At 73.2% G+C, this 21,658-nt stretch carries 20 protein-coding genes; 18 read left to right on the plus strand and 2 right to left on the minus strand.

Features of this window, described 5'->3' with window-relative positions; translation table 11 throughout:
- Window positions 1-11 precede the first annotated feature (11 nt).
- The 13 genes from ACFVVX_RS09245 to ACFVVX_RS09305 are packed head-to-tail and all read left to right on the plus strand — an operon-like array spanning window position 12 to window position 14,612.
- The gene (locus ACFVVX_RS09245) at window positions 12-1,541 is read left to right on the plus strand and encodes a right-handed parallel beta-helix repeat-containing protein (protein WP_387943397.1); all 1,530 of its coding nucleotides are present in this window, start codon (window positions 12-14) and stop codon (window positions 1,539-1,541) included.
- A gap of 1 nt (window position 1,542) precedes the next feature.
- Window positions 1,543-2,910 (plus strand): O-antigen ligase domain-containing protein, encoded by a 1,368-nt coding sequence (locus ACFVVX_RS09250; protein WP_387943136.1) that lies wholly within the window; start codon window positions 1,543-1,545, stop codon window positions 2,908-2,910.
- A gap of 2 nt (window positions 2,911-2,912) precedes the next feature.
- The gene (locus tag ACFVVX_RS09255) at window positions 2,913-4,187 is read left to right on the plus strand and encodes a glycosyltransferase (protein ID WP_387943138.1); all 1,275 of its coding nucleotides are present in this window, start codon (window positions 2,913-2,915) and stop codon (window positions 4,185-4,187) included.
- A complete protein-coding gene (locus ACFVVX_RS09260) occupies window positions 4,188-5,423 on the plus strand; it encodes a methyltransferase domain-containing protein (protein ID WP_387943140.1) in 1,236 nt (411 codons plus the stop codon).
- On the plus strand, window positions 5,420-6,217 hold the full coding sequence (locus ACFVVX_RS09265; RefSeq protein WP_387943142.1) for a glucose-1-phosphate cytidylyltransferase: 798 nt from the start codon (window positions 5,420-5,422) through the stop codon (window positions 6,215-6,217). Before ACFVVX_RS09260 ends, ACFVVX_RS09265 begins: the two co-directional genes overlap by 4 nt.
- Window positions 6,214-6,861 carry a PIG-L deacetylase family protein gene (locus tag ACFVVX_RS09270; protein ID WP_387943144.1) on the plus strand — a complete coding sequence of 216 codons (648 nt, stop codon included), beginning with the start codon at window positions 6,214-6,216 and terminating at the stop codon, window positions 6,859-6,861. The genes ACFVVX_RS09265 and ACFVVX_RS09270 overlap by 4 nt, the downstream gene beginning before the upstream one ends.
- 3 nt (window positions 6,862-6,864) lie before the next feature.
- The gene (locus tag ACFVVX_RS09275; protein WP_387943146.1) at window positions 6,865-7,890 is read left to right on the plus strand and encodes an NAD-dependent epimerase/dehydratase family protein; all 1,026 of its coding nucleotides are present in this window, start codon (window positions 6,865-6,867) and stop codon (window positions 7,888-7,890) included.
- Complete coding sequence (locus ACFVVX_RS09280) at window positions 7,878-9,161, plus strand: DUF4910 domain-containing protein (RefSeq protein ID WP_387943148.1); 1,284 nt, start codon at window positions 7,878-7,880, stop codon at window positions 9,159-9,161. Before ACFVVX_RS09275 ends, ACFVVX_RS09280 begins: the two co-directional genes overlap by 13 nt.
- Complete coding sequence (locus ACFVVX_RS09285; protein WP_387943150.1) at window positions 9,158-10,507, plus strand: hypothetical protein; 1,350 nt, start codon at window positions 9,158-9,160, stop codon at window positions 10,505-10,507. Before ACFVVX_RS09280 ends, ACFVVX_RS09285 begins: the two co-directional genes overlap by 4 nt.
- Window positions 10,504-11,451: a glycosyltransferase family 2 protein gene (locus tag ACFVVX_RS09290; protein ID WP_387943152.1), complete on the plus strand. Its 948-nt coding sequence runs from the start codon at window positions 10,504-10,506 to the stop codon at window positions 11,449-11,451. Before ACFVVX_RS09285 ends, ACFVVX_RS09290 begins: the two co-directional genes overlap by 4 nt.
- A complete protein-coding gene (locus ACFVVX_RS09295) occupies window positions 11,448-12,722 on the plus strand; it encodes a polysaccharide pyruvyl transferase family protein (protein ID WP_387943154.1) in 1,275 nt (424 codons plus the stop codon). The genes ACFVVX_RS09290 and ACFVVX_RS09295 overlap by 4 nt, the downstream gene beginning before the upstream one ends.
- Complete coding sequence (locus ACFVVX_RS09300; protein ID WP_387943156.1) at window positions 12,719-13,270, plus strand: dTDP-4-dehydrorhamnose 3,5-epimerase family protein; 552 nt, start codon at window positions 12,719-12,721, stop codon at window positions 13,268-13,270. Before ACFVVX_RS09295 ends, ACFVVX_RS09300 begins: the two co-directional genes overlap by 4 nt.
- Before the next feature lie 7 nt (window positions 13,271-13,277).
- Window positions 13,278-14,612 carry a glutamate-1-semialdehyde 2,1-aminomutase gene (locus ACFVVX_RS09305; protein ID WP_387943158.1) on the plus strand — a complete coding sequence of 445 codons (1,335 nt, stop codon included), beginning with the start codon at window positions 13,278-13,280 and terminating at the stop codon, window positions 14,610-14,612.
- 74 nt (window positions 14,613-14,686) lie between these two features.
- On the opposite strand, the gene ACFVVX_RS09310 is transcribed toward ACFVVX_RS09305, so the two are convergent.
- Window positions 14,687-15,397 (minus strand): phosphatase PAP2 family protein, encoded by a 711-nt coding sequence (locus ACFVVX_RS09310; protein WP_387943160.1) that lies wholly within the window; start codon window positions 15,395-15,397, stop codon window positions 14,687-14,689.
- A 40-nt stretch (window positions 15,398-15,437) separates the two neighbouring features.
- Complete coding sequence (locus tag ACFVVX_RS09315; RefSeq protein WP_387943161.1) at window positions 15,438-15,935, minus strand: MerR family transcriptional regulator; 498 nt, start codon at window positions 15,933-15,935, stop codon at window positions 15,438-15,440.
- A gap of 126 nt (window positions 15,936-16,061) precedes the next feature.
- On the opposite strand from ACFVVX_RS09315, the gene ACFVVX_RS09320 reads away from it, so the two are divergent.
- From ACFVVX_RS09320 to ACFVVX_RS09340, 5 genes are all read left to right on the plus strand, one after another.
- Window positions 16,062-17,033 (plus strand): aldo/keto reductase, encoded by a 972-nt coding sequence (locus ACFVVX_RS09320; protein WP_387943163.1) that lies wholly within the window; start codon window positions 16,062-16,064, stop codon window positions 17,031-17,033.
- Window positions 17,034-17,187: 154 nt separating this feature from the next.
- Window positions 17,188-17,577 carry a GntR family transcriptional regulator gene (locus ACFVVX_RS09325; RefSeq protein ID WP_387943165.1) on the plus strand — a complete coding sequence of 130 codons (390 nt, stop codon included), beginning with the start codon at window positions 17,188-17,190 and terminating at the stop codon, window positions 17,575-17,577.
- A complete protein-coding gene (locus ACFVVX_RS09330; RefSeq protein WP_387943167.1) occupies window positions 17,574-18,470 on the plus strand; it encodes an ABC transporter ATP-binding protein in 897 nt (298 codons plus the stop codon). The genes ACFVVX_RS09325 and ACFVVX_RS09330 overlap by 4 nt, the downstream gene beginning before the upstream one ends.
- Window positions 18,467-19,465, plus strand: coding sequence for an ABC transporter permease (locus ACFVVX_RS09335; protein WP_387943169.1), 999 nt, complete (start codon window positions 18,467-18,469; stop codon window positions 19,463-19,465). The genes ACFVVX_RS09330 and ACFVVX_RS09335 overlap by 4 nt, the downstream gene beginning before the upstream one ends.
- Window positions 19,466-19,734: 269 nt before the next feature.
- Entirely contained in the window at window positions 19,735-21,633 is a 1,899-nt protein-coding gene (locus ACFVVX_RS09340) for a beta-propeller fold lactonase family protein (RefSeq protein ID WP_387943171.1), read from the plus strand.
- The last annotated feature ends 25 nt before the right edge of the window (window positions 21,634-21,658 follow it).

The raw sequence follows: 21,658 nt of genomic DNA on the forward strand, positions 1-21,658 counted from the left end.
GGCGGGTGGGGATCACGAGGCGGCGCCGGGGGGTGCCGGCGGTGGCGCGGCTGACGCTGGCCCTGCTGGCGGCGACCGGCTGTACGAACGGGGCGGACGCCCCGGCGGAGCCGACCGCGCCGCCGTCCGGGAGCACGGCCGCGGCCGTGGCCCGGGTGTGCGACGATCCCGCCGCCGGGCCGGCCAGCGCCCCGGCGGGCGCGGTGACGGTCGACCCCGCGGTGGTCGGCGACCTGGCCGCGAAGACCAGGAGCAACCCCCCGAACACCACGTTCTGGCTGCTCCCCGGCACGCACACGCTCGAACCGGAGCGCTACGCCCAGGTGATGACCAAGGAGGGGGACACCTACCTCGGCGCGCCGGGCGCGGTGCTCGACGGCCGGAAGACCAACAACTACGCGTTCAGCGGCACCTCCCCCGGCGTCACCATCCGCCACCTGACCGTGCAGGGCTTCGTCGCGCCGCACGACGAGGGCGTGGTCAACCACGACATGGCCGACGGGTGGGTGATCGAGCACGCGACGATCCAGCACAACTCCGGCGCCGGGCTGATGGCCGGCGCCCGCCAGCAGGTCCGCGCCAGCTGCCTGCGCGACAACGGGCAGTACGGGATGAACGCGTACAAGACCGGCGACTCCATCACCGGCCTGCTGGTCGAGGGCAACGAGATCGTGGGCAACAACACCGACGACTGGGAGCAGCGGGAGCCGGGCTGCGGCTGCTCCGGAGGCATCAAGTTCTGGGCCGTCAACGGCGCCGACGTCCGCGGCAACTGGGTGCACGACAACCGCGGAGCCGGGTTGTGGGCGGACAACAACAACAACGACTTCCGCATCGAGGACAACCTGCTGGAGTCCAACGACGGCGCCGCGCTGGTGTACGAGAGCAGCTACAACGCCGTCATCCGGAACAACACGATCCGGCGCAACGACTGGGTCGAGGGCCGTCGGCACGCCGCCGCCGGCGACGACTTCCCCTACGCGGCGGTGTACCTGTCGGAGGCCGGCGGCGAACCGCGGATCCCGGCCCGCACGGACAGGATCGAGATCGACCGGAACCTGCTGGAGGACAACTGGTCCGGGATCACCCTGTGGGAGAACGCCGACCGCTTCTGCAACAGCCCGGCCAACACCTCGACCGGCTACTGCACCCTGCTGGTGAAGGACACCCGGAGCTGCGCGAAGCCGGCGATCGACACCGCGCCGCTCTACTCCGACTGCCGGTGGAAGACCCAGCGGGTGGACATCCACGACAACCGCTTCACCCTCGACACCTCCGTCGTGAAGTGCGCGGCGGCGTGCGGCCGGATGGCGGTGCTCGCCAACTACGGCACCTATCCGGACTGGTCGCCGTACCAGGGCAAGCGGGTGGCCGAGGCGATCACCCTCAAGCAGGACAACCGCTGGCACGACAACGCCTACCGCGGACCGTGGAACTTCGTCGTCGACGACCCGGGCCGGCGGCTCGACTCCGCGCAGTGGCAGGGCATGCCGTACCAGCAGGACACGGGCAGCACCTTCACCCCGCAGGCCGGTGGTTGAGATGGGCGCGGACCGGACCGGCGGCGGGTCGGCGGGCGGACCCGGCGCGGCGCTCACGCGGCCCGGCGCCGGACAGAGCGCCGGGCCGAGCGCCGAGCCGAGCGCCGGACAGGGCGCCGGGCAGGGAGCCGGGCAGGGAGCCGACGGCAGCACGCCGAAGGCCGTCTGGATCGTCTGGGCGCTGCTGGGCCTCAACACGCTCGGCTCCGCCGGGGCGAAGACCATCGTCAGGCTGCCGCGCTCCCTCATCCAGATGGCCACCATGGGCGCGCTGGTCTCCGCGTTCGCGCTGGCGCTCGTGCTCAACCTCCGGCTGCGCGTGCGGGCCGGCGCCTTCCTGTCCCTGCTCACCCTGTTGCTGGTGCCGAGCGTGATCTCCAGCCTGAAGCTGGAGGTCGGGCTCGGCGCGCTGTTCCGCTGCACCCGGCTGGCCATCTTCGTCGCCACGCTGTGGCTGACCAGCCGCTGGTGGGACGGCAGCCTGACGCTCGTGCGCACCCACATCCGGATGTACTACGCGGTGCTCTGGTCGGTGGCCGCGGGCCTGGTCATCTCACCGGGCACCGCCATGCCCGAGTACTACGGCGGACGCCTGGTCGGCGCGCTGTGGCCGCTCACCCCGCCGCAGATCGGCCAGTACTCCGCGGTGATCATCGGGCTCACCGTGCTGCTCCTGCTGGGCCGCCGGACCACCGGGAAGAGCGCGGCGCTGGTCATCGTGCCGACCTTCGTCCTGCTCGCGATGACCCACACCAGGACGGCCACCATCGGCCTGCTGATCGGGCTGGCGCTGGCGATCGGCTCGCTCGTCCTGACCAGCGCCGCCGCCCGGCGGTTCTTCTCCTGGTCGCTGGTGTGCGCCACGGTGGCCGCGGTGGCGTTCGCCTCCGCGCTGGAGACGTGGTTCATGCGCGGACAGAGCAAGGAGAACTTCTCCAACCTCACCGGCCGGGCCAAGGTCTGGGACGCCCTGCTGACACAGCCCCGGACGATCCCGGAGGAGGCGTTCGGCATCGGTCTGGGCGACAAGTCGTTCGGCGGGCTGCCGATCGACAACAGCTGGCTGGCCGTCTACAACGAGCAGGGCCTGGTCGGCATCGCCCTCGTGGCGGCGATCCTCATCGCGCTGGGCGGTGTCGCCCTGCTGCGCCCGCCCTCGCTGGAGCGGGCCTGCGCGATCTTCCTGATCAGCTACGTCGCGATCTCCTCGTACACCGAGGCCGGGCTCGGCGACGCCTCGCCGTACCTGCTGCACCTGACCCTGGCCGCCTCGCTGCTCGCGACACCTGCCGAGGCCGCGCCCCTGACCACGCTCGCGGTCCCGCGACGACGCATCCCGCGCCGGGACCGCAACCGGGAGGTGATCTGACCATGCACGTCCTCGTGGTGCACAACCGCTACTCCTCGGCGCAGCCGAGCGGGGAGAACCGGGTCGTCGACGAGGAGGTGGGGCTGCTGCGCGCGGCCGGCCACCGGGTCGACCTGTTCGAGCGGCGCAGCGACGACATCGCCGCCCGCTCCCTGCTCGGCAAGGTCGCCGTGCCGCTCCTGGTGCCGTGGAACCCGGCGGTCCGCGCGGAGCTCGCCGCCCGGCTCCGCACCGACCGGCCGGACGTGGTGCACGTCCACAACGTCTTCCCGCTGCTGTCGCCGGCGGTGGTCGCCGCCTGCGCCGACGCCGGCGTGCCCGTCGTGGCCACGCTGCACAACTACAGCCAGGTGTGCCCGCCCGGCACACTGCACCGGGACGGCCGGCTGTGCACCGAGTGCGTCGGGTCGTCGGTGGCGCTGCCCGCCGTCCGGCACGGCTGCTACCGCAACTCCCGGCTGGCGACGGTGCCGCTCGCGGTCAGCATGTCGGTCAACCGGCGGCGGTGGTGGTCCGGCGTGGAGCGGTTCTTCTGCATCTCCGCGGCGCAGCGCGACGTCCTGGTGCGGTCCGGCATGCCGGCCGAACGGCTGCTGGTGAAGCACAACTTCGTGCCCGAGCCGGGCGCCCGGCGGGCGGGCCCGGGCGAGCACCTGCTCTTCCTCGGGCGGCTCGCGGAGTCCAAGGGCCTGCGGCTGCTGATGACCGCCTGGGACGCGCTCGCCGCGGACGGCGGGGTCGGCGTGCCGCTCGTGGTCGCCGGCGCGGGGCCGCTGGAACCCGAGGTGACCGCCTGGGCGGCGGGCCGGGACGACGTGCGCTACGCCGGCCTGTACGACCCGGCCCAGTGCCGGGAGGCCATGGCGCGATCGGTCGCCGTGGTGGCCCCCTCGATGTCGCCGGAGACCTTCGGCCTGGTGGTCGCGGAGGCGATGGCGGCCGGGGTCCCGGCCGTCGCCGCCGGTCACGGCGCCTTCGTCGAGCTGGTCGAGGACGGGGTGACCGGCTTGCTGCACCGGCTGGGCGACGCCGCCTCGCTCGCGTCCTGCATCCGCCGGGTCACGGCCGATCCGGACGGCAACCGGGAGATGGGCCGCACGGCCCGGCGCCGGTACGAGCAGGCCTTCAGCCCGGCCGTCGGGCTGGAGCGCCTGGTGGAGGGGTACCGCACCGCGATCGCGGGGCGGTCCGGCGGCGCGGACGGTGCGCCGCCGGTAGGGAACGGAAACGCTGGCTCGCGGCGGGGCACCCCGCGCGGGCAGGAATGGGGGCAGTAGATGACACGATGCCGACTGTGCGGCTCGACGGCGCTGGGGAGCGTCGTCGACCTGGGGGCGACCCCGCCGTGCGAGAGCTTCCTCGCCGCGGACGAACTGGACCGTCCGGAGCCGGCGTACCCGCTGCACCTGCGGGTCTGCACCGAGTGCTGGCTCGCGCAGATCCCGCCGCTGATCACGCCGGAGGAGACGTTCACGCAGTACGCGTACTTCTCCTCCTACTCGACCTCCTGGGTGGACCACGCGCGCACCTTCGTCACCGACGCCGCCCGGCGGCTGGAGCTCGGTCCCGACGCCTTCGTGGTCGAGGTCGCGAGCAACGACGGCTACCTGCTCGGGCACGTGGTCGACCGGGGGATCCGCTGCCTCGGCATCGAGCCGTCGGTGAACGTCGGCGCCGCGGCGCGGGAGAAGGGCGTGCCGACGCTCACGGCGTTCCTGGACCCGGCCACCGGCGCGGCCGTCCGCGCCGAGCACGGCCCGGCGGACCTGGTCGTGGCCAACAACGTGTACGCGCACATCCCCGACGTGGTCGGGTTCACCCGGGGGCTGCGCGCCCTGGTGGCCGACGACGGCTGGGTCTCCATCGAGGTGCAGCACCTGCTGACCCTGATCGAGGAGAACCAGTACGACACGATCTACCACGAGCACTTCCAGTACTACACGGTGGCGTCCGCGGCGGCGGCGCTGGCCAGCGGCGGACTGACCCTCGTGGACGTCGAGCTGCTGCCCACGCACGGCGGTTCCATCCGGCTGTGGGCCCGGCCGGCCGAGGCGGCCGGCGAGCCGACCGCGCGGGTGGCCGAGGTGCTGGACCGGGAGAAGGCCGCCGGACTGCAGGAGCTGTCCGGGTACACCGAGTTCTCCGCCCGGGTGGCCAAGGTGCGCCGGGACCTCCTGCGCTTCCTCATCGACGCGGCCGAGCGCGGCGAGACGGTCGTCGGCTACGGCGCCCCGGGCAAGGGCAACACCCTGCTCAACCACTGCGGCATCCGGCCCGACCTGCTCCCGTACACGGTCGACCGGAACCCCTACAAGCACGGCAGGTTCACCCCGGGCACCCGCATCCCGATCCTGGCGCCCGAGCAGATCGCCGCCGACCGGCCGGACTACGTCCTCGTCCTCCCGTGGAACCTGCGGGCCGAACTGGTCGAGCAGTTGTCCTTCGTGCACGCCTGGGGCGGCCGGCTGGTCTTCCCCATCCCGGAACTGAGCATTGTCGAGGTCACGCGATGAAGGTCGTCCTGTTCTGCGGCGGTTACGGGCTGCGGATGCGCAGCGGAACGTCCGACGACGTGCCCAAGCCGATGGCGATGGTCGGGCCGCGGCCGCTGATCTGGCACGTCATGCGCTACTACGCGTACTTCGGGCACACCGAGTTCATCCTGTGCCTCGGGTACGGGGCCCAGCACATCAAGAACTTCTTCCTCAACTACGAGGAGACCACCTCCAACGACTTCGTGCTGCGGGGCGGGCGGACCGAGCTGCTGTCCACCGACATCGCCTCCTGGACGATCACGTTCGCGCAGACCGGCATCGAGTCGCCGATCGGGGAGCGGCTGCGCCGGGTGCGCCACCACCTGGACGGCGACGAGATGTTCCTCGCCAACTACGCCGACGTGCTCACCGACGCCCCGCTGCCGGAGATGATCGACCGGTTCGCCCAGCGCGACGCCGGTGCGTCGATGATGGTGGTGCCGCCGCAGCAGTCGTTCCACTGCGTGGAGCTGGGCGAGGACGGCCTGGTGGGGGGCATCACCGCGGTGAGCGATCTGCCGCTGTGGGAGAACGGCGGCTACTTCGTGCTCCGCCAGGAGGTCTTCGACCACATCCCCGAGAACGGGGACCTGGTCGCCGACGGGTGCGCCGGACTGGCCAAGGACGGCCGGCTGGTGGCGCACCGGCACCGCGGCTTCTGGAAGCCGACCGACACCGTGAAGGAGCGGGCCGCGCTCGACGCCGCCTACAGCCGCGGCGACCGCCCGTGGGCCGTCTGGGAGAAGGACGGCTCCGGCGTGAGGACCGCGTGATCCGGCTCGGGGCCGGGCACCCGGAGCGGATCGTCGCGGTGGGGGCGCATTGCGACGACATCGCCATCGGCGCCGGCGGCACGCTGCTGACGATGTGCCTCGCGCGGCCGGGTCTGCGGGTCGAGGCGCTGGTGCTCTCCGGCGGCGGCGGCGAGCGGGAGCAGGAGGAGCGGGCCGCGCTCGCCGCCTTCTGCCCGGGCGCCGACCTGAACCTGACCGTGCTCAAGCTGCCGGACGGCCGGCTGCCCGCGCACTGGGACGAGGCCAAGGCCGCGGTCGAGGAACTGCGCGGGCGCAGCGAGCCGGACCTGGTCCTCGCGCCGCGCACCGAGGACGCGCACCAGGACCACCGCGGCCTGGCGCAGCTGGTGACCACCGCGTTCCGCGACCACCTCGTGCTCGGTTACGAGATCGTCAAGTGGGACGCCGACCTCGGCCGCCCGGTGGCGTACCAGCCGCTGTCCCCGGAGACCGCCGAGCGGAAGGTCCGGCTGTTGCAGGAGCACTACCCCTCGCAACGCCACCGGCCCTGGTACGACCGGGAGGCGTTCCTCGGGCTGGCGCGGATCCGCGGCATCGAATGCCACGAGCGCTACGCCGAGGCGTTCGCGGTCACCAAAGTCACACTCAATCTGGGGGGATGAACCATGCGCGTACTGCTGACCGGACACCAGGGCTACCTGGGCACCGTGATGGCCCCGGTCCTCGCGGCCGCCGGGCACGAGGTCGTCGGGCTGGACTCCGGCCTGTTCGCGGACTGCGTCCTCGGCCCGGCGCCCGCCGACCCGCCGGGGCACCGGGTGGACCTGCGCGACGTCACGGCCGACCACGTGGCCGGGGTGGACGCCGTGATCCACCTGGCCGCGCTCTCCAACGACCCGCTGGGCTCGCTGGCGCCGGACCTCACCTACGACATCAACCACCACGCCTCCGTACGGCTGGCCGAACTGGCCCGCGACGCCGGGGTGCGGCGCTTCCTGTACGCGTCCACCTGCTCGGTCTACGGTGCCGCCGGCGGCGACGAGCTGGTGGCCGAGAACGCCCCGCTGCGCCCGGTGACGCCGTACGCGGAGTCCAAGGTGCGGGTGGAGGACGACCTGCACGACCTGGCCGACGGCGACTTCAGCCCGGTGTTCATGCGCAACGCCACCGCCTTCGGCTACTCGCCCCGGCTGCGCGCCGACATCGTGCTGAACAACCTGGTGGGCCACGCGCTGCTGTCCGGCGAGGTGCTGGTGCTCTCCGACGGCACCCCCTGGCGCCCGCTGGTGCACGCCGCCGACATCGCCCGGGCCTTCACCGCCGCGCTGGTCGCGCCGCGCGAGGCGGTGCACGACGAGGCGTTCAACATCGGCAGCGAGACCAACAACGTCACCGTCGCCGAGATCGCCGAACAGGTCGCCGAGGCGGTGGAGGGCTCGAAGGTGCGGATCACCGGGGAGGCCGGCGCCGACCCCCGCTCCTACCGGGTGGACTTCTCCCGCTTCCGGGCCGCGGTCCCCGACTTCGAGTGCGAGTGGACGGTGAACCGGGGCGCGCTCGAACTCGCCGATGCCTACCGCGAGTTCGGGCTGACCCGGGAGTCCTTCGAGCAGCGCTTCACCCGACTGGCCGTGCTGCGCGCGGCGTCCGGCGCCGGCACCGTCGACGACACCCTGCGGTGGCGCCGGTGACCACGGCGGGCGAGCGGATGCACGCGCTGGTGGAGCGGCTGTACCCGCTCTGCCGGAGCATCACCGGCGACGGCGTGCGCGCCACCCTGGACATCGTCGGCGAGTACGTCCCGCTGCAGGTGCACGAGGTGCCGACCGGGACGCGGGTGCTGGACTGGACGGTGCCGCAGGAGTGGAACATCCGGGACGCGTACATCGCCGACACCACGGGCCGCCGGGTCGTCGACTTCGCCGCGTCCAGCCTGCACGTGCTCGGGTACAGCGTCCCGGTGGCGGCGACCATGCCGCTGTCCGAGCTGCGCGGGCACCTGCACACCCTGCCCGACCAGCCGACCTGGGTGCCGTACCGCACCAGCTACTACACGCCGGAGTGGGGTTTCTGCCTGGCCCAGGAAACCCTGGACGCGATGCCGGACGGCGAGTACGAGGTCCGCATCGACTCCACGCTCGCGGACGGCCACCTCACCTACGCCGAGCACGTCGTCCCCGGGCAGGTCGCCGAGGAGGTGATCGTCTCCTGCCACGTCTGCCACCCGTCGCTGGCCAACGACAACCTGGCGGGCGTCGCGGTGGCGGTCCTCCTCGCGCAGGAGCTGGCGCAGCGGTCGCCGTACTACACCTACCGGTTCATCTTCGCGCCCGGCACCATCGGGGCGATCACCTGGCTGGCCCGCAACGCGGAGCGGGTGGAACTGGTCAGGCACGGGCTGGTGCTGGCCTGCGCCGGGGACCGCGGGCAGCTGACGTACAAGCAGAGCAGGCGCGGCGACGCGGAGATCGACCGGGTGCTGGAGCACGTCCTGCGCACCTCCGAACGGCCGCACCGGGTCACTGAGTTCACGCCGTACGGCTACGACGAGCGGCAGTACTGCTCGCCCGGGTTCGACCTCGGCGTCGGCTCGCTCACCCGGACCCCGTACGCCGGCTACCCCGAGTACCACACCTCGGCGGACAACCCGGACTTCGTCTCCCCGGAGGCGATGGCGGACACCCTCGCGGTCTGCCGCGAGGCGTTCGCCGTCCTCGACCGCAACCGGCAGTACCTCAACCTCAGCCCGTACGGCGAACCGCAGCTGGGCCGGCGCGGGCTGTACGACTCGCTCGGCGGCCGCAGCGACGCCAAACAGGCACAGCTGGCCATGCTCTGGGTGCTCAACCTCTCCGACGGCGAGCACAGTCTGCTGGACGTCGCCGAGCGGTCCGGGCTGCCGTTCGACACCGTCGCCGCCGCGGCCGACGCCCTGCACGGCGCCGGGCTGATCAAGGCATGACGCCGGTGACCACCGAGGAGACGGGGACGACGGGGACGACGGCGCCGCCGGGCCCGCCCGGGCGGGCCCGGCGGTCCGGCGGCCGGGGCATCGCCGGCCGGCTGTCCTGGGGGCTGGCCGACCAGGCGGTCTCCAGCATGACCAACTTCGCGGTGGGCGCCTTCGTGGCCCGCTCGCTGGGGGTGACGGCGTTCGGCGTGTTCAGCCTGGCCTGGCTGACCTACGGCCTGGTGCTCAACGTCTCCCGCGGGCTGGCCACGGACCCCCTCGTGGTGCGGTTCAGCGGCGTGCCGGAGGCGGCCTGGCGGACGGCGGCGGCCCGATCGTCGGGGACGGCGCTCGTCATCGGCTCCTCCCTCGGCGCCGGGTGCCTGCTCATCGGGCTCGGCCTCGGCGGCCGGATCGGGCCCGCCTTCGTCTGCCTCGGCGCCGCCCTGCCTGCGCTGCTGCTCCAGGACTCCCGGCGGTTCGCGTTCTTCGCCGCCGGCGCGGGGCAGAAGGCGTTCGCCAACGACCTCGTGCAGGCCGTCGCGCTCGTCCCGGCCATGGTCGTGGCGTCCCGCGTGAACACCGTGGCAGCCTTCCTGCTGGCCTGGGGCGCCGCCGCCGCGGTGGCCGCCGGGTACGGATTCCTGCAGTCCGGCATCCGGCCCCGGGTGACCGCGGCCCGCGGGTGGCTCCGCGAGCAGCGCGACCTCGGCACCCGGTACCTGGCCGAGAACGTCAGCCTCAGCGCCGCCGGCCAGCTCCGGGCCTACGGGCTGGGCGCGATCGTCGGAGTCGGCGCGGTGGGGACGGTCCGGGGCGCCGAGCTCCTGCTCGGCCCCTTCCTCGCCCTGCTGATGGGGCTGTCCCTGGTCACCGTGGCGGAGGCGGCCCGGGTGCTGCGGCAGGCCCCGCGCCGGCTCGGCGGGTTCTGCCTCCGGCTGGGCGGCGGGCAGGCCGCCGCGGCGCTGCTGTGGGGCGCCGCCCTGCTGCTGATGCCCGACCGGATCGGCGAGCTCGTCCTCGGCGACGTCTGGCACGCGTCCTCGGAGCTCATCGTGCCGGCCACCCTCGGCGTCGCCGGCGCCGGCCTCGGCAGCGGCGCGGCGGCCGGGCTGCGCGCGCTCGCCGCGGCCCGGCGCAGCCTGCGCTGCCAGCTGTTCGCCTCCGCCTGCTACCTGGGCGGCGGGCTCGGCGGAGCCGCCCTGGCCGGCACGGCCGGCTCCGCCTGGGGCGTCGCCACCGCGACCGGCTGCGGCGCGGCCGTGTGGTGGTGGCAGCTGAGGGCCGCCCTACGCGAGCACCACCGCGCCCCCACCCCCGAAGTAGCGGACGAAACCCCCGAAGTGAGGACTTCATGACCGCCGTACCCCGGTTGACCATCGGGCTGCCCGTGTACAACGGCGAGGAGTACCTCGCCGAGTCGCTCGACGCCCTGCTCGGCCAGACCTACGAGGACTTCGAGCTGATCATCTCCGACAACGCCTCGACCGACGCGACGCCGGACATCTGCCGGCGGTACGCCGCGCGGGACTCCCGCATCCGGTACCTCCGGCTGCCCCGGAACATCGGCGCCACGCCGAACCACAACCACGTGTTCGCCCAGTCCCGCGGCGAGCTGTTCAAGTGGGCCTCGCACGACGACCTGTACGGCCGGGACCTGCTGCTGCGCTGCGTGGAGGCGCTGGACGAGCGGCCGGACGTGATCCTCGCGCACGCCGACCAGGCGGTCATCGACGGCGACGGCCAGGTGAAGGTCCCCTACACGTACGGGCTCGCCACCGCCTCGCCGCACGCCCCGGAGCGGTTCCGCAGCATGCTGTTCGAGCCCGGCGGCGACGACTTCTACGGCGTCCTGCGGGCCGACGTGCTGCGCCGGGTGAAACCGATGGACAGCTACCACCACGCGGACCGCACCTTCGTCGCCGAGATCGGCCTGCACGGGCCCTTCCACCAGGTGCCGGAGCTGCTCTACTTCCGCCGCGACCACCCCACCCGCGCCGAGCGGGCGAACCCCTCCAAGCGCTCCCGGTGCGTCAACCTGGACCCGCGCCGGGCGGGCCCGCTGCACCCGACGCCCCGGCTGCTCGCCGAGTACGTCCTGGGCTTCGTCTCGGCGCTCCGCCGGGCGCCGCTCTCCTCGGCCGACCGGCGCGCCTGCTACCGCCACCTGGCCGCGTGGCTGACCAGCCGGGCCCGGCCGGGCGCCGGCGAGCGGGTCGAGGACCGCGCCCCGGTCGACCCGGCCGAGCTCACCGTCTCCGTCGACGCCCTGGTGGCCGGCCGCGAGGGGCGGCAGACATGACATCCACCGACCGAAACCCGGTGCGGGTCGGGGTGTTCGGGCTGCTCGGCTCCGGCAACCTCGGCAACGACGGGTCGCTGGAGGCCGTGCTCGGGTACCTGCGCGCCGAACACCCGGACGCGGTCGTGGACGCGCTGTGCGGCGGGCCCGAGGCCGTGACGGCCCGGTTCGGGATCCCCGCCACGCGACTGCACTGGAACCGCGCCGAGTACCGGACCGCGTCACGGGCGGGCTCGATCGCGGCGAAGGGCCTGGGCAAGCTCGTCGACGCCGTCCGCACCGCCGCCTGGGTGCGCCGGCACGACGTGGTGATCGTGCCGGGCATGGGCGTCCTGGAGGCCACCCTGCCGCTGCGGCCGTGGGGCTTCCCGTACGCGCTGTTCCTGCTCTGCGCGAGCGGCCGGCTGCTGCGCACCCGGGTCGCGCTGGTCAGCGTCGGCGCCGCCGAGATCCGCAGCCGGCCGACCCGGGCCCTGGTGGGCTGGTCGGCCCGGCTGGCCGCGTACCGCTCGTACCGGGACGCACCGTCCCGCGACGCGATGCGGGCGATGGGTGTGGACACCTCCCGCGACGAGGTCTACCCGGACCTCGCGTTCTCCCTGCCGGCGCCGTCGGCGGGCACGCCCTCGGACTCGCCGGGCCCGGTCTGCGTCGGTGTCATGGACTTCCACGGCGGCAACGACGACCGCGCCCGGGCCGAGGAGATCCACCGGCGCTACCTGGACGGGACGATCCGGTTCGTCCGCACGCTGGTCGAGGAGGGCAGGCCGGTCCGGCTGCTCACCGGCGACGCCTGCGACACGTCGGTGGTCGCCGCGATCCTCGACGCGGTGGAGTCGCCGCTGGTCACCGCCGCCGAGCCGTCCTCCCTGGCCGACCTGATGACGGAGATGGCCGCCGCCGACAGCGTGGTGGCGGTCCGGTACCACAACCTGATCTGCGCGCTGAAGACCGGTACGCCGGTGCTCGCGCTCTGCTACGCGGCGAAGAGCGACGCGCTCATGGCGGGGATGGGCCTCGGCGCGTACTGCCACCCGGCGCGCGAGGTCGACGCCGACCGGCTGCTGGAGCAGTTCCGGGACCTGGAGAAGCGGTCGGCGGAGCTGCGGCGGACCCTCGCCGAGCGGAACCTGGCCGCCGCCCGGCACCTGGAGCAGCAGTTCACCGCCCTGACCGCGGCCCTGTTCCCGGCGGCCGGCCACACCCACGCCGGCGCCCCTGCACACGCCGACGCCCATGCCCATGCACACGCCCAGCGGGAGGCTCCATGAAAGCGACCGAAGTCCCGGCGATCACCGGCGCGTACCTGTTCGAACCGACACCGTTCGCCGACGAACGCGGCTTCTTCTGCCGCACCTTCGACGCCGACGTGGTCCGCTCGGTGGGCCTCGACCCGGACGCCTTCATCCAGGACAGCCTGTCCCGCTCGGTCGGGGGCGTGCTGCGCGGCCTGCACCTGCGCTCCGGCGCCGGCGAGTCCAAGCTCGTCCGGTGCTCCTCCGGCCGGGTCTTCGACGTCGTCGTGGACCTGCGGCCCGACTCGCCGACCTACCGCAACCGGGCCTTCTTCGAGCTGTCCGGCGACACCCAGGTGACCCTGTACGTCCCGGCGGGCTGCGCGCACGGCTTCCAGGCGCTGACCGCGACCGCCGACGTCTCGTACCGGATCGACCGCCCGCACGATCCGGCCGAGGACGTCACGATCGCCTTCGACGACCCGGAGCTGGCCATCCCCTGGCCGCTACCGGTCACCTCGATGTCCAAGCGGGACAGCGAGGCACCGAGCCTCGCCGAGGTCCTCCGACACAGGGGGCGGTGAGGTCGGCGTGGGCACCGATAACAGCGAGGAGTTCACCCTGCCCCGGTCGCGGACGGCGAACGAGAGGCTGCACGCCGTGGTCCCCGGCGGCGCGCACACCTACGCCAAGGGCGACGATCAGTACCCCGAGGACCTGGCCCCGGTCATCAGCCACGGCCTCGGCCCCCACGTGTGGGACATCGACGGCAACCGCTACATCGAGTACGGCTCCGGCATGCGGTCGGTCAGCCTCGGCCACGCCCACCCGCGCGTGCTCGAAGCCGTCCGGCGGGAACTCGACCGCGGCAGCAACTTCGTCCGGCCGTCCATCCTGGAGGTCGAGGCCGCGGAGCACTTCCTGGCCACCGTACCGACCGCCGAGATGGTGAAGTTCGGGAAGAACGGCTCCGACGTCACCACCGCCGCCGTACGGCTCGCCCGCGCCGCCACCGGGCGCCCGCGGGTGGCCGTCTGCGGCGACCACCCGTTCTTCTCCGTCGACGACTGGTTCATCGGCACCACGCCGATGTCCGCCGGCATTCCGGCCGCGACCACCGAGCTCACCGTGGCGTTCCCCTACGGGGACCTGGCCGCCACGGAGGAGCTGCTCACCCGGTACCGGGACGAGATCGCCTGTCTGATCCTCGAACCCGCCGGCCACACCGAACCGCCGCCCGGGTACCTCGCCGGCCTGCGCGAGCTGGCCGACCGGCACGGCTGCGTCCTGGTCTTCGACGAGATGATCACCGGCTTCCGCTGGTCCGAGGCGGGCGCCCAGGGCCTGTACGGCGTCGTCCCCGACCTCTCCACCTTCGGCAAGGCACTGGGCAACGGGTTCGCCGTCTCCGCGCTGGCCGGGCGCCGGGACCTGATGGAGCTGGGCGGGCTGCGCCACTCCGGCGACCGGGTGTTCCTGCTGTCCACCACGCACGGCGCGGAGACGCACTCGCTGGCCGCCGCGATGGCCGTGCAGACCACCTACACCGAGGAGGGCATCACCGCCCGGCTGCACGCCCTTGGCGAGCGGCTGGCCGCCGGTGTCCGCGAGGCCGCCACCTGCGCGGGCGTCGGCGACCACCTCGTCCTCCGGGGCCGGGCCAGCAACCTGGTCTTCGCCACCCTCGACGAGAACGGGCAGGCGTCGCAGCGGTACCGCACCCTGTTCCTGCGCCGGCTCCTCGCGGGCGGGGTGCTGGCTCCGTCGTTCGTGGTGAGCAGCGCGCTCGGTGATGCCGACATCGACCGCACCGTCGACGTGGTGGCCCGGGCCTGTGCCGTGTACCGGAAGGCGCTGGACGCCGCCGACCCCACCCCCTGGACCGGCGGGCGGCCGGTGAAGCCCGTGTTCCGCCGCTTCGCGTGACCATGGCGTTGCGCCAAGCGATGTGACGTCATGTCATGTCATGTCAGGGTCGGGGCGGGTCGGATGGTGTGACGTCAGCGGTGCTCCCGCCGGACGGCGTCGGCCGTCCGGTCGACCAGCCAGGCGGTCGCCGGTATCACCGCCAGCGCGGTGCACCAGCCGCCGAGGGTGTCGGTCGGGTAGTGCGCGCCCAGAGCGACCTCCGCCCAGCCCATGGCGGCCCCGGCCACCGGGGCCGCGGCGAGCACGAGCACGGTCCCGGCCGTCCTGCCGGGGCCGAGCCCGTCTCGGCCCCGGCGGCGTCGGCGGCGGGTCGCGAGCATCGCCGCCACGAGGGCGAGCGCGGTGGCGAAGGCGGTGTGCCCGCTCGGGTAGGACAGGAACCCGCCGTGGATGGTGCGTCCCACCAGGTGCTTGAGCAGCGTCGTCGCCCCCACGGTGATGCCGACGCCGGCGACCAGGAACACCGCTGCGCGAGGACGCCGGAGCAGCAGACAGCCCGTCACCGCGGCCGCGACCAGCACCGTGGCTCCCACCGGCTCCCCCAGGGAGTCCAGCGCCAGCGCGACGTACCGCCACGGCGGGCCCACGCCGTCCACCACCGCCAGGATCCGCGCGTCCACCCGGCCGGGTTCGCTCCTGTCGGCGTACAGGATCCCGAGCACGAGGACCACCAACGCGGCGAGGGCCGCGATCAGTCCGAGCCGCCCCAGCCGCCCGAGCCGCCCGAGCCGCCCGAGCCGCCCGCCCGGCGATGTCCGCTCGGGCCCCACCTCTTCAGGCATGGGCCGAGTATGTCAGCGGCCCACCGGCGCCGGCAGCCGTTCACGAAGAACGGGAGCCGGCGGGCGCAGGGTCGGAACCGGAGGGCACCGGGTCGGACCCGACGGACGCTTGGTCGGCCGTCGCGGAGCGGTAGAACGCGATCTTGGCGTGGATCAGCTGCTGTTGGCGTCGCAGGTGTGCGATCTGCTCCTCCACCTGGGCGTCGTGCTGCTCCAGCAGCGCCATCCGCGCGGCGAAGGTGCCCTCGCCCTCCCGCACCAGTCCGGCGAAGCGCCGCATCTCGGCGATCGGCATGCCGGTGTCGCGCAGGCACCGCAGCACAGCGAGCCACTCCAGGTCGTGCGGGGTGAACCTGCGGTGCCCGGTGTGCGAGCGTCCGACCGTGCCCAGCAGGCCGATCCGCTCGTAGTAGCGCAGGGTGTCCAGGCTGAAGCCCGACCGCGCGACGGCCTGAGCGGGCGTCAGGTCCGCGGGTGCGGCGGCGCCCTCCCCCGAGGCGGCGGCGGGAGCCGGGTCGGGCGCGGTGTCGGTTGTCATGCCGGAGATCATGCCATCGCCGGTGGCCCGTGCCCCGCCGTCCGGCCGCCGCTTGACCTGGAGTGCGGTCCAGTTGGCAGGGTTTCGAGGGCACCCCCCCCCACCACTCCCGTCCCTGGAGGAACCATGCGTTTTCGTACCCTCGGCAGCCGTGCGGACGGCACCCCCGGGCCCCTGGTCAGCGCCCTCTGCCTGGGCGTCCTCCCGTTCGGCACCAAGGTCGACCGGGCGGGCTCGTTCGCCGTCCTGGACCGGTTCGTCGAGCGCGGCGGCACCTTCGTCGACACCGCGAACTGCTACAGCTTCTGGATCGACGGCGCGACCGGCAGTGAGAGCGAGCTGATGCTCGGCAGCTGGCTGGCCGACCGTGACGCGCGCGGCGAGGTGGTGCTCTCGACCAAGGTCGGAGCCCGGCCCGCCGGGCCCGGCGAGTGGCCGGCCAATGCCGAGGGCCTCTCCGCGCAGGCGATCCGGGCCGGCGTCGAAGGCAGTCTCACGCGTCTCGGGACCGACCGGGTGGACCTGCTCTACGGGCACATCGAGGACCGCTCGGTGCCGCTGGAGGAGACCGTCGACGCCTTCGGCGCGCTCGCCCGGGACGGCGTCACCGACCTGCTCGGCATCAGCAACCAGCTGACCTGGCGGCTGGAGCGCTCCCGCGCCACCGCCCGGGCCCGCGGCGTCGCCGGCTACACCTGCGTCCAGCAGCGGTACACCTACCTGCGGCCCGCGGCCGGGGCCCGCTTCCCCACCCAGGAGCACGTCACCCCCGAACTCCTCGACTACGCCCGCACCGAGCCCGGTCTCACCCTGCTCGCCTACACCCCGCTGCTCTCCGGCGCGTACACGGACCGGGCCAAGCCGATCCCCCCGCAGTACGACCACCCGGGTGCGGCGGCCCAGCTCGCCGCCCTGCGCCAGGTCGCGGCCGAGACCGGTGCCACCGCCGGGCAGGTCGTGCTCGCCTGGCTGCTCGGCGGCGAGCACCCGGTCCTCCCGGTGATCGGCGCCACCACGGTCGCCCAGCTCGACGAGTCCCTGGACGCGGTCGACCTCGACCTGACCCCGGACCAGCGCCGCCACCTCGACGAGGCCTGACCACCCGGCGCGCGAGGGGAAGGGCGGTCACCGCTCCGGGATGCGGCCGCACATCAGGGTCCAGCCAAGGTGCTCGGGCCGTCGATCAGTTCACTTGACAGGCCCTCAGTTCTCTAGTCCTATAGTGCTAGGAAGCTAGATAAATGAGGTTACGGTGATCGAGTTTCACATCGAGGCCCGGTCCGGTGTCGCGCCCTACATGCAGCTGGTCCACCAGGTACGACAGGCCCTACGGCTGGGTCTCCTGTCCGAGGGGGACCGCCTGCCGAAGGTCAAGGACGTCGCGGTCAAGGTCGCGATCAACCCCAACACCGTGCTCAAGGCTTACCGGCAGCTGGAGAACGAGGGCCTGGTCTCCCCCAAGCCCGGGGTCGGCACGTTCGTCACCGGCACCCTCGGCGACACGCAGCGATCCGAGCACCAGCCCCTGCGCCAGGAGTTGCAGCGCTGGCTCGCCAAAGCCCGCGGCGCCGGACTGGACGAGGAGAGCATCGAGGCCCTGTTCCTCAACACCTTTCGCAGCCCCACCGAAGAGGAGAAATGACCGCGATCATCGAAGCAAGAGGGCTCGGCAAACGCTACGGCCGACGCCAGGCGCTCTCCGACTGCACGCTGAGCGTGCCAGCCGGGCGGGTCGTCGGGCTGGTCGGCCCGAACGGCGCGGGCAAGTCGACCCTGCTGCAGCTGGCCTGCGGCATGCTCACCCCGACCTCCGGCAGCATCGAGGTCCTCGGCGAACGCCCCGCGTCCACCACCGCGCAGATGGCCAGGGTCGGCTTCGTCGCCCAGGACACTCCCACCTACACCGCGCTGTCGATCGCCGACCACCTGCGCCTGGGCGCCGAGCTCAACCCCCGCTGGGACGCCGGGCTGGCCGAGCGCCGGATCCGGCAGCTGGGCCTCGACTCCGCGCAGCGGGCCGGCCGGCTCTCCGGCGGTCAGCGGGCCCAACTGGCACTGACCCTCGCCGTGGCCAAGCACCCCGACCTGTTACTGCTCGACGAGCCCGTCGCGGCGCTCGACCCCCTGGCCCGGCGCGGGTTCCTGCAGAGCCTGATGGAGTTCGTGGCCGAGACCGAGGCGACCGTTGTGCTCTCCTCGCATCTCGTCTCCGATCTGGAGCGGGTCTGCGACCACCTGATCGTCCTGGCCGCATCCCGGGTCCAGGCCGTCGGCGAGATCGACGACCTGCTGGCCACCCACTTCCGGCTCACCACCGCCCGCCGCGAGGCCGACACGCTGCCCGCGGGCATGCAGGTCGTCCAGGCCGACCACACCGACCGGCAGAGCACCTTCGTCGTGCGCGCCGACGCGGCCGTTGAGGACCCGTCCTGGGTGATGGAACCGCTGGCCCTGGAGGACCTTGTCCTGTCCTACATGACCCGGGCCGGCGCCCTCGGCGCCGACCACCGACCCGTGCTGGAGATGCAGCGATGATCTGGCTGACCTGGCGTCAGTTCCGCACGCAGTTGCTGGTGACCGCGGCCGGCCTGTCCGCTGTCGCGGTCTACCTGCTGATCAGCGGCTTCCAGCTTCACGACGCCTACAGCAGCGCCCTGGCCGACTGCCCGGGCGGCGGCTGCTCGCCGATGTCCCAGCTGACCACCCGGTACAGCGTCCCGTACTACCTCGGCAGCGGCCTCGTACTCCTGGTACCGGGCCTGATCGGGGCCTTCTGGGGCGCGCCCCTGATCGCCCGCGAGCTGGAAACGGGCACGCACCGGCTGATCTGGAACCAGAGCATCACCCGCACGCGCTGGCTCACGGTGAAGCTCCTGGTCATCGGCCTGGCCGCCGTGACCACCACCGGACTGCTCAGCCTGCTGGTGTCCTGGCTCGCCGGTCCGCTCGACCGGATCAACAACAACCGCTTCAACGCGCTGCTCTTCGGCGCACGAGGCATCGTGCCGCTCGGCTACGCCGTCTTCGCAGTGGCCCTCGGAACGTGTGTCGGCCTGTTGATCCGGCGCAGCGTGCCCGCGATGGCAGCCACGCTGGCGGTCTTCGCCGCCGTCCAGGTCCTCGTGCCGCTGGCGGTTCGGCCGCACCTGGAGTCGCCCGTCCGCGGGGACGTGGCACTGACCTCCGAGGCGATGAAGTCCGCGTCGCTCATCGGGTTCACGAACCGAACACCTACCGCCCCGTTCGTGGCGGACCTGAACGTACCCGGCGCCTGGGTCCTTTCCGGGGCCGAACCGGTCAGGACCTCGTCCGGTCAAGCGCTCACCATGGCGACCCAGCCCTGTGCGAAGGTCTCGGACGCGGCGACCCACGACGCCTGCCTCGCCGACGCCGACCTGCACGTGACGGTCACCTACCAGCCTGCTGACCGCTACTGGGCCTTCCAGTGGTACGAGACGGCGATCTTCCTCGCACTCACGGCCGGCCTGACGGGCTTCAGTGCCTGGTGGCTGCGTCGCAGGCTCGCCTGACCCCGGGCGGGTGGCGACGAGCACCGAGAGGGGCGGCCGAAACCATCGCAACTGGCTTCGGCCGCCCCACCACCATACGAGCCCGCAGCGACCCGGGGCGACGGCATCCGACCGCGGTGCCACCCCACGCCCGTCCTCCTGGCTGAACGTGGCCCCCCTCGGCAGGTGCCGGGTGCCGCCTTTCACCCGGATGGCGGGCACCAGCGGGGGCGGCCATCCTGAAGGAGCGGCGGTCGGGGCGCAGGACAGGATCGATGTGGGAGGTTGCCGTGGGCATTCTCGATCACCTGGGCCGGCGCGACCCTGGCCGGAGCACCGGCTCGACAGCCGGGTCGGGGGCGTCCCCGGTCGGGTCGGCCATCAGCACGGTCACCGTCGGCGCCGGCCCCGCCGGGGTGGCAGTGGCCCGGGACGGCCGCCGCGCCTACGTGGCCAACTCCGGCTCGGGCACGGTGTCGGTGATCACGATCAGCGTCGGCCACGCGGTCGGTACGCCGATTCCCGTCGGCAGCAATCCGCGTGGCGTGGCGGTGACCCCCGACGGCCTGCGGGCCTACGTCGCCAACGTCGATGCGGGCACCGTGTCGGTGATCGACACGGGGGCCGGTCAGGTGGTCGGCGCCCCCATTCCCGTCGGCACCGACCCCGTCGCGGTGGCGGTGACCCGCGACGGCCGCCGGGCCTACGTCGCCAACGCCGGCTCGGGTACGGTCTCGGTGATCGACACCGGCACGGGCCGGGTGGTCGGCAGCCCGATCGTGGTCGGCACCAACCCGCGCTCAGTGGCGGTGACACGCGACGGCCTGCGGGCCTACGTCACCAACGGAGGCTCCGCCTCCGTGTCGGTGATCGACACCGGTACCGACCAGGTGGTCGGCAGCCCGATCGCGGTCGGCACCAACCCACGCGCAGTGGCCGTGACCCCCGACGGCCTGCGGGCCTACGTCACCGATTCCGAAACGGACTCCGTCTCGGTGGTCGACACGGAAACCGGCCAGGTGACCGGCGCCCCCGTCCCCGTCGGCACCAACCCCGCCGGAGTGGCGGTGGCCCCCGACGGCCGCCGCGCCTACGTCGCCAACGCCGGCTCGGGCACCGTCTCGGTGATCGACACCGCGACCAACCAGGTGACCGGCACCCCCGTCACCGTCGGCGCCATTCCCGTCGCGGTGGCGGTGACCCGCGACGGCCGCCGCGCCTACGTCGCCAACGCCGGCTCGGGCACCGTCTCGGTGATCGACACCGCGACCGACCAGGTGACCGGCGCCCCCGTCCCCGTCGGCGCCGCCCCCGCCGGGGTGGCGGTGGCCCCGGACGGCCGCCGTGCCTACGTCACCGGCGGCGGTGCGAACGTGCTCTCGGTGATCGACGACATCGACACCAACGAGGTGACCGCCACCGTCCCCGTCGGCCAGGGTCCCCACGGGGTGGCGGTGACCCCGGACGGCCGCCGCGTCTACGTCACCAACCTCAACTCGAACTCCGTGTCGGTGATCGACACCGGCACCGGGCAGGTGACCGCCACCATCCCCGGGCTCACCTTCCCCGTCGGAGTGGCGGTAGCCCTGGACGGCCGCCGCGCCTACGTGACCACTAGCCCCATGGGCGGCGTGTCAGTGATTGACACCAGCACCAACCAGGTGATCGCCGGCATCACCGTCGGTCTGAGCCCCAACGGGGTGGCCCTGAGCCCCGACGGCCGCCATGCCTACGTCGCCAACCGCGGGCTGAACTCCGTGTCGGTGATCGACACCACTACCGACCAGGTGACCGCCACCATCGGCGTCGGCGTCTTCCCCGGCGCGGTGGCGGTGACCCCGGACGGCCGCCGCGCCTACGTCCCCAACGACGGCTCGGGCACGGTGTCGGTGATCGACACCAGTACCGACCAGGTGTCCGTCACCATCCCCATTGCCACTCCCACCGAGGGCAGCGGCAGTATTGCCACCGACGTGGCGGTGGCCCCGGACGGCCGCCGCGCCTACGTGACCGAATTCGCCCTGGGCACGGTCTCGGTGATCGACACCACCTCCAAGGAAGTCATCGCGACCGTCCCCGTCGGCGGCCTCCCGGACGCGGTGGCGGTGGCTCCGGACAGCCGCCACGCCTACGTCACCGACCGCGGCTCGAACGCCGTCTCGGTGATCGACACCAGCGCGTTCCAGTAGTGCTTTGTCAGACCCTGTCCGGCCG

Source organism: Kitasatospora sp. NPDC058170, assembly GCF_042883905.1.
Taxonomy (GTDB): Bacteria; Actinomycetota; Actinomycetes; order Streptomycetales; family Streptomycetaceae; genus Kitasatospora.

Excerpts from the sequence above, each read along its gene's own strand:
- ACFVVX_RS09300 (WP_387943156.1), top strand. The coding sequence starts at position 12,719 with ATGAAAGCGACCGAAGTCCCGGCGATCACCGGCGCGTACCTGTTCGAA.
- ACFVVX_RS09255 (WP_387943138.1), top strand. The coding sequence starts at position 2,913 with ATGCACGTCCTCGTGGTGCACAACCGCTACTCCTCGGCGCAGCCGAGC.
- ACFVVX_RS09290 (WP_387943152.1), top strand. The coding sequence starts at position 10,504 with ATGACCGCCGTACCCCGGTTGACCATCGGGCTGCCCGTGTACAACGGC.
- ACFVVX_RS09310 (WP_387943160.1), bottom strand. The coding sequence starts at position 15,397 with ATGCCTGAAGAGGTGGGGCCCGAGCGGACATCGCCGGGCGGGCGGCTC.
- ACFVVX_RS09335 (WP_387943169.1), top strand. The coding sequence starts at position 18,467 with ATGATCTGGCTGACCTGGCGTCAGTTCCGCACGCAGTTGCTGGTGACC.
- ACFVVX_RS09330 (WP_387943167.1), top strand. The coding sequence starts at position 17,574 with ATGACCGCGATCATCGAAGCAAGAGGGCTCGGCAAACGCTACGGCCGA.
- ACFVVX_RS09265 (WP_387943142.1), top strand. The coding sequence starts at position 5,420 with ATGAAGGTCGTCCTGTTCTGCGGCGGTTACGGGCTGCGGATGCGCAGC.
- ACFVVX_RS09315 (WP_387943161.1), bottom strand. The coding sequence starts at position 15,935 with ATGACAACCGACACCGCGCCCGACCCGGCTCCCGCCGCCGCCTCGGGG.
- ACFVVX_RS09285 (WP_387943150.1), top strand. The coding sequence starts at position 9,158 with ATGACGCCGGTGACCACCGAGGAGACGGGGACGACGGGGACGACGGCG.
- ACFVVX_RS09250 (WP_387943136.1), top strand. The coding sequence starts at position 1,543 with ATGGGCGCGGACCGGACCGGCGGCGGGTCGGCGGGCGGACCCGGCGCG.
- ACFVVX_RS09260 (WP_387943140.1), top strand. The coding sequence starts at position 4,188 with ATGACACGATGCCGACTGTGCGGCTCGACGGCGCTGGGGAGCGTCGTC.
- ACFVVX_RS09295 (WP_387943154.1), top strand. The coding sequence starts at position 11,448 with ATGACATCCACCGACCGAAACCCGGTGCGGGTCGGGGTGTTCGGGCTG.
- ACFVVX_RS09320 (WP_387943163.1), top strand. The coding sequence starts at position 16,062 with ATGCGTTTTCGTACCCTCGGCAGCCGTGCGGACGGCACCCCCGGGCCC.
- ACFVVX_RS09275 (WP_387943146.1), top strand. The coding sequence starts at position 6,865 with ATGCGCGTACTGCTGACCGGACACCAGGGCTACCTGGGCACCGTGATG.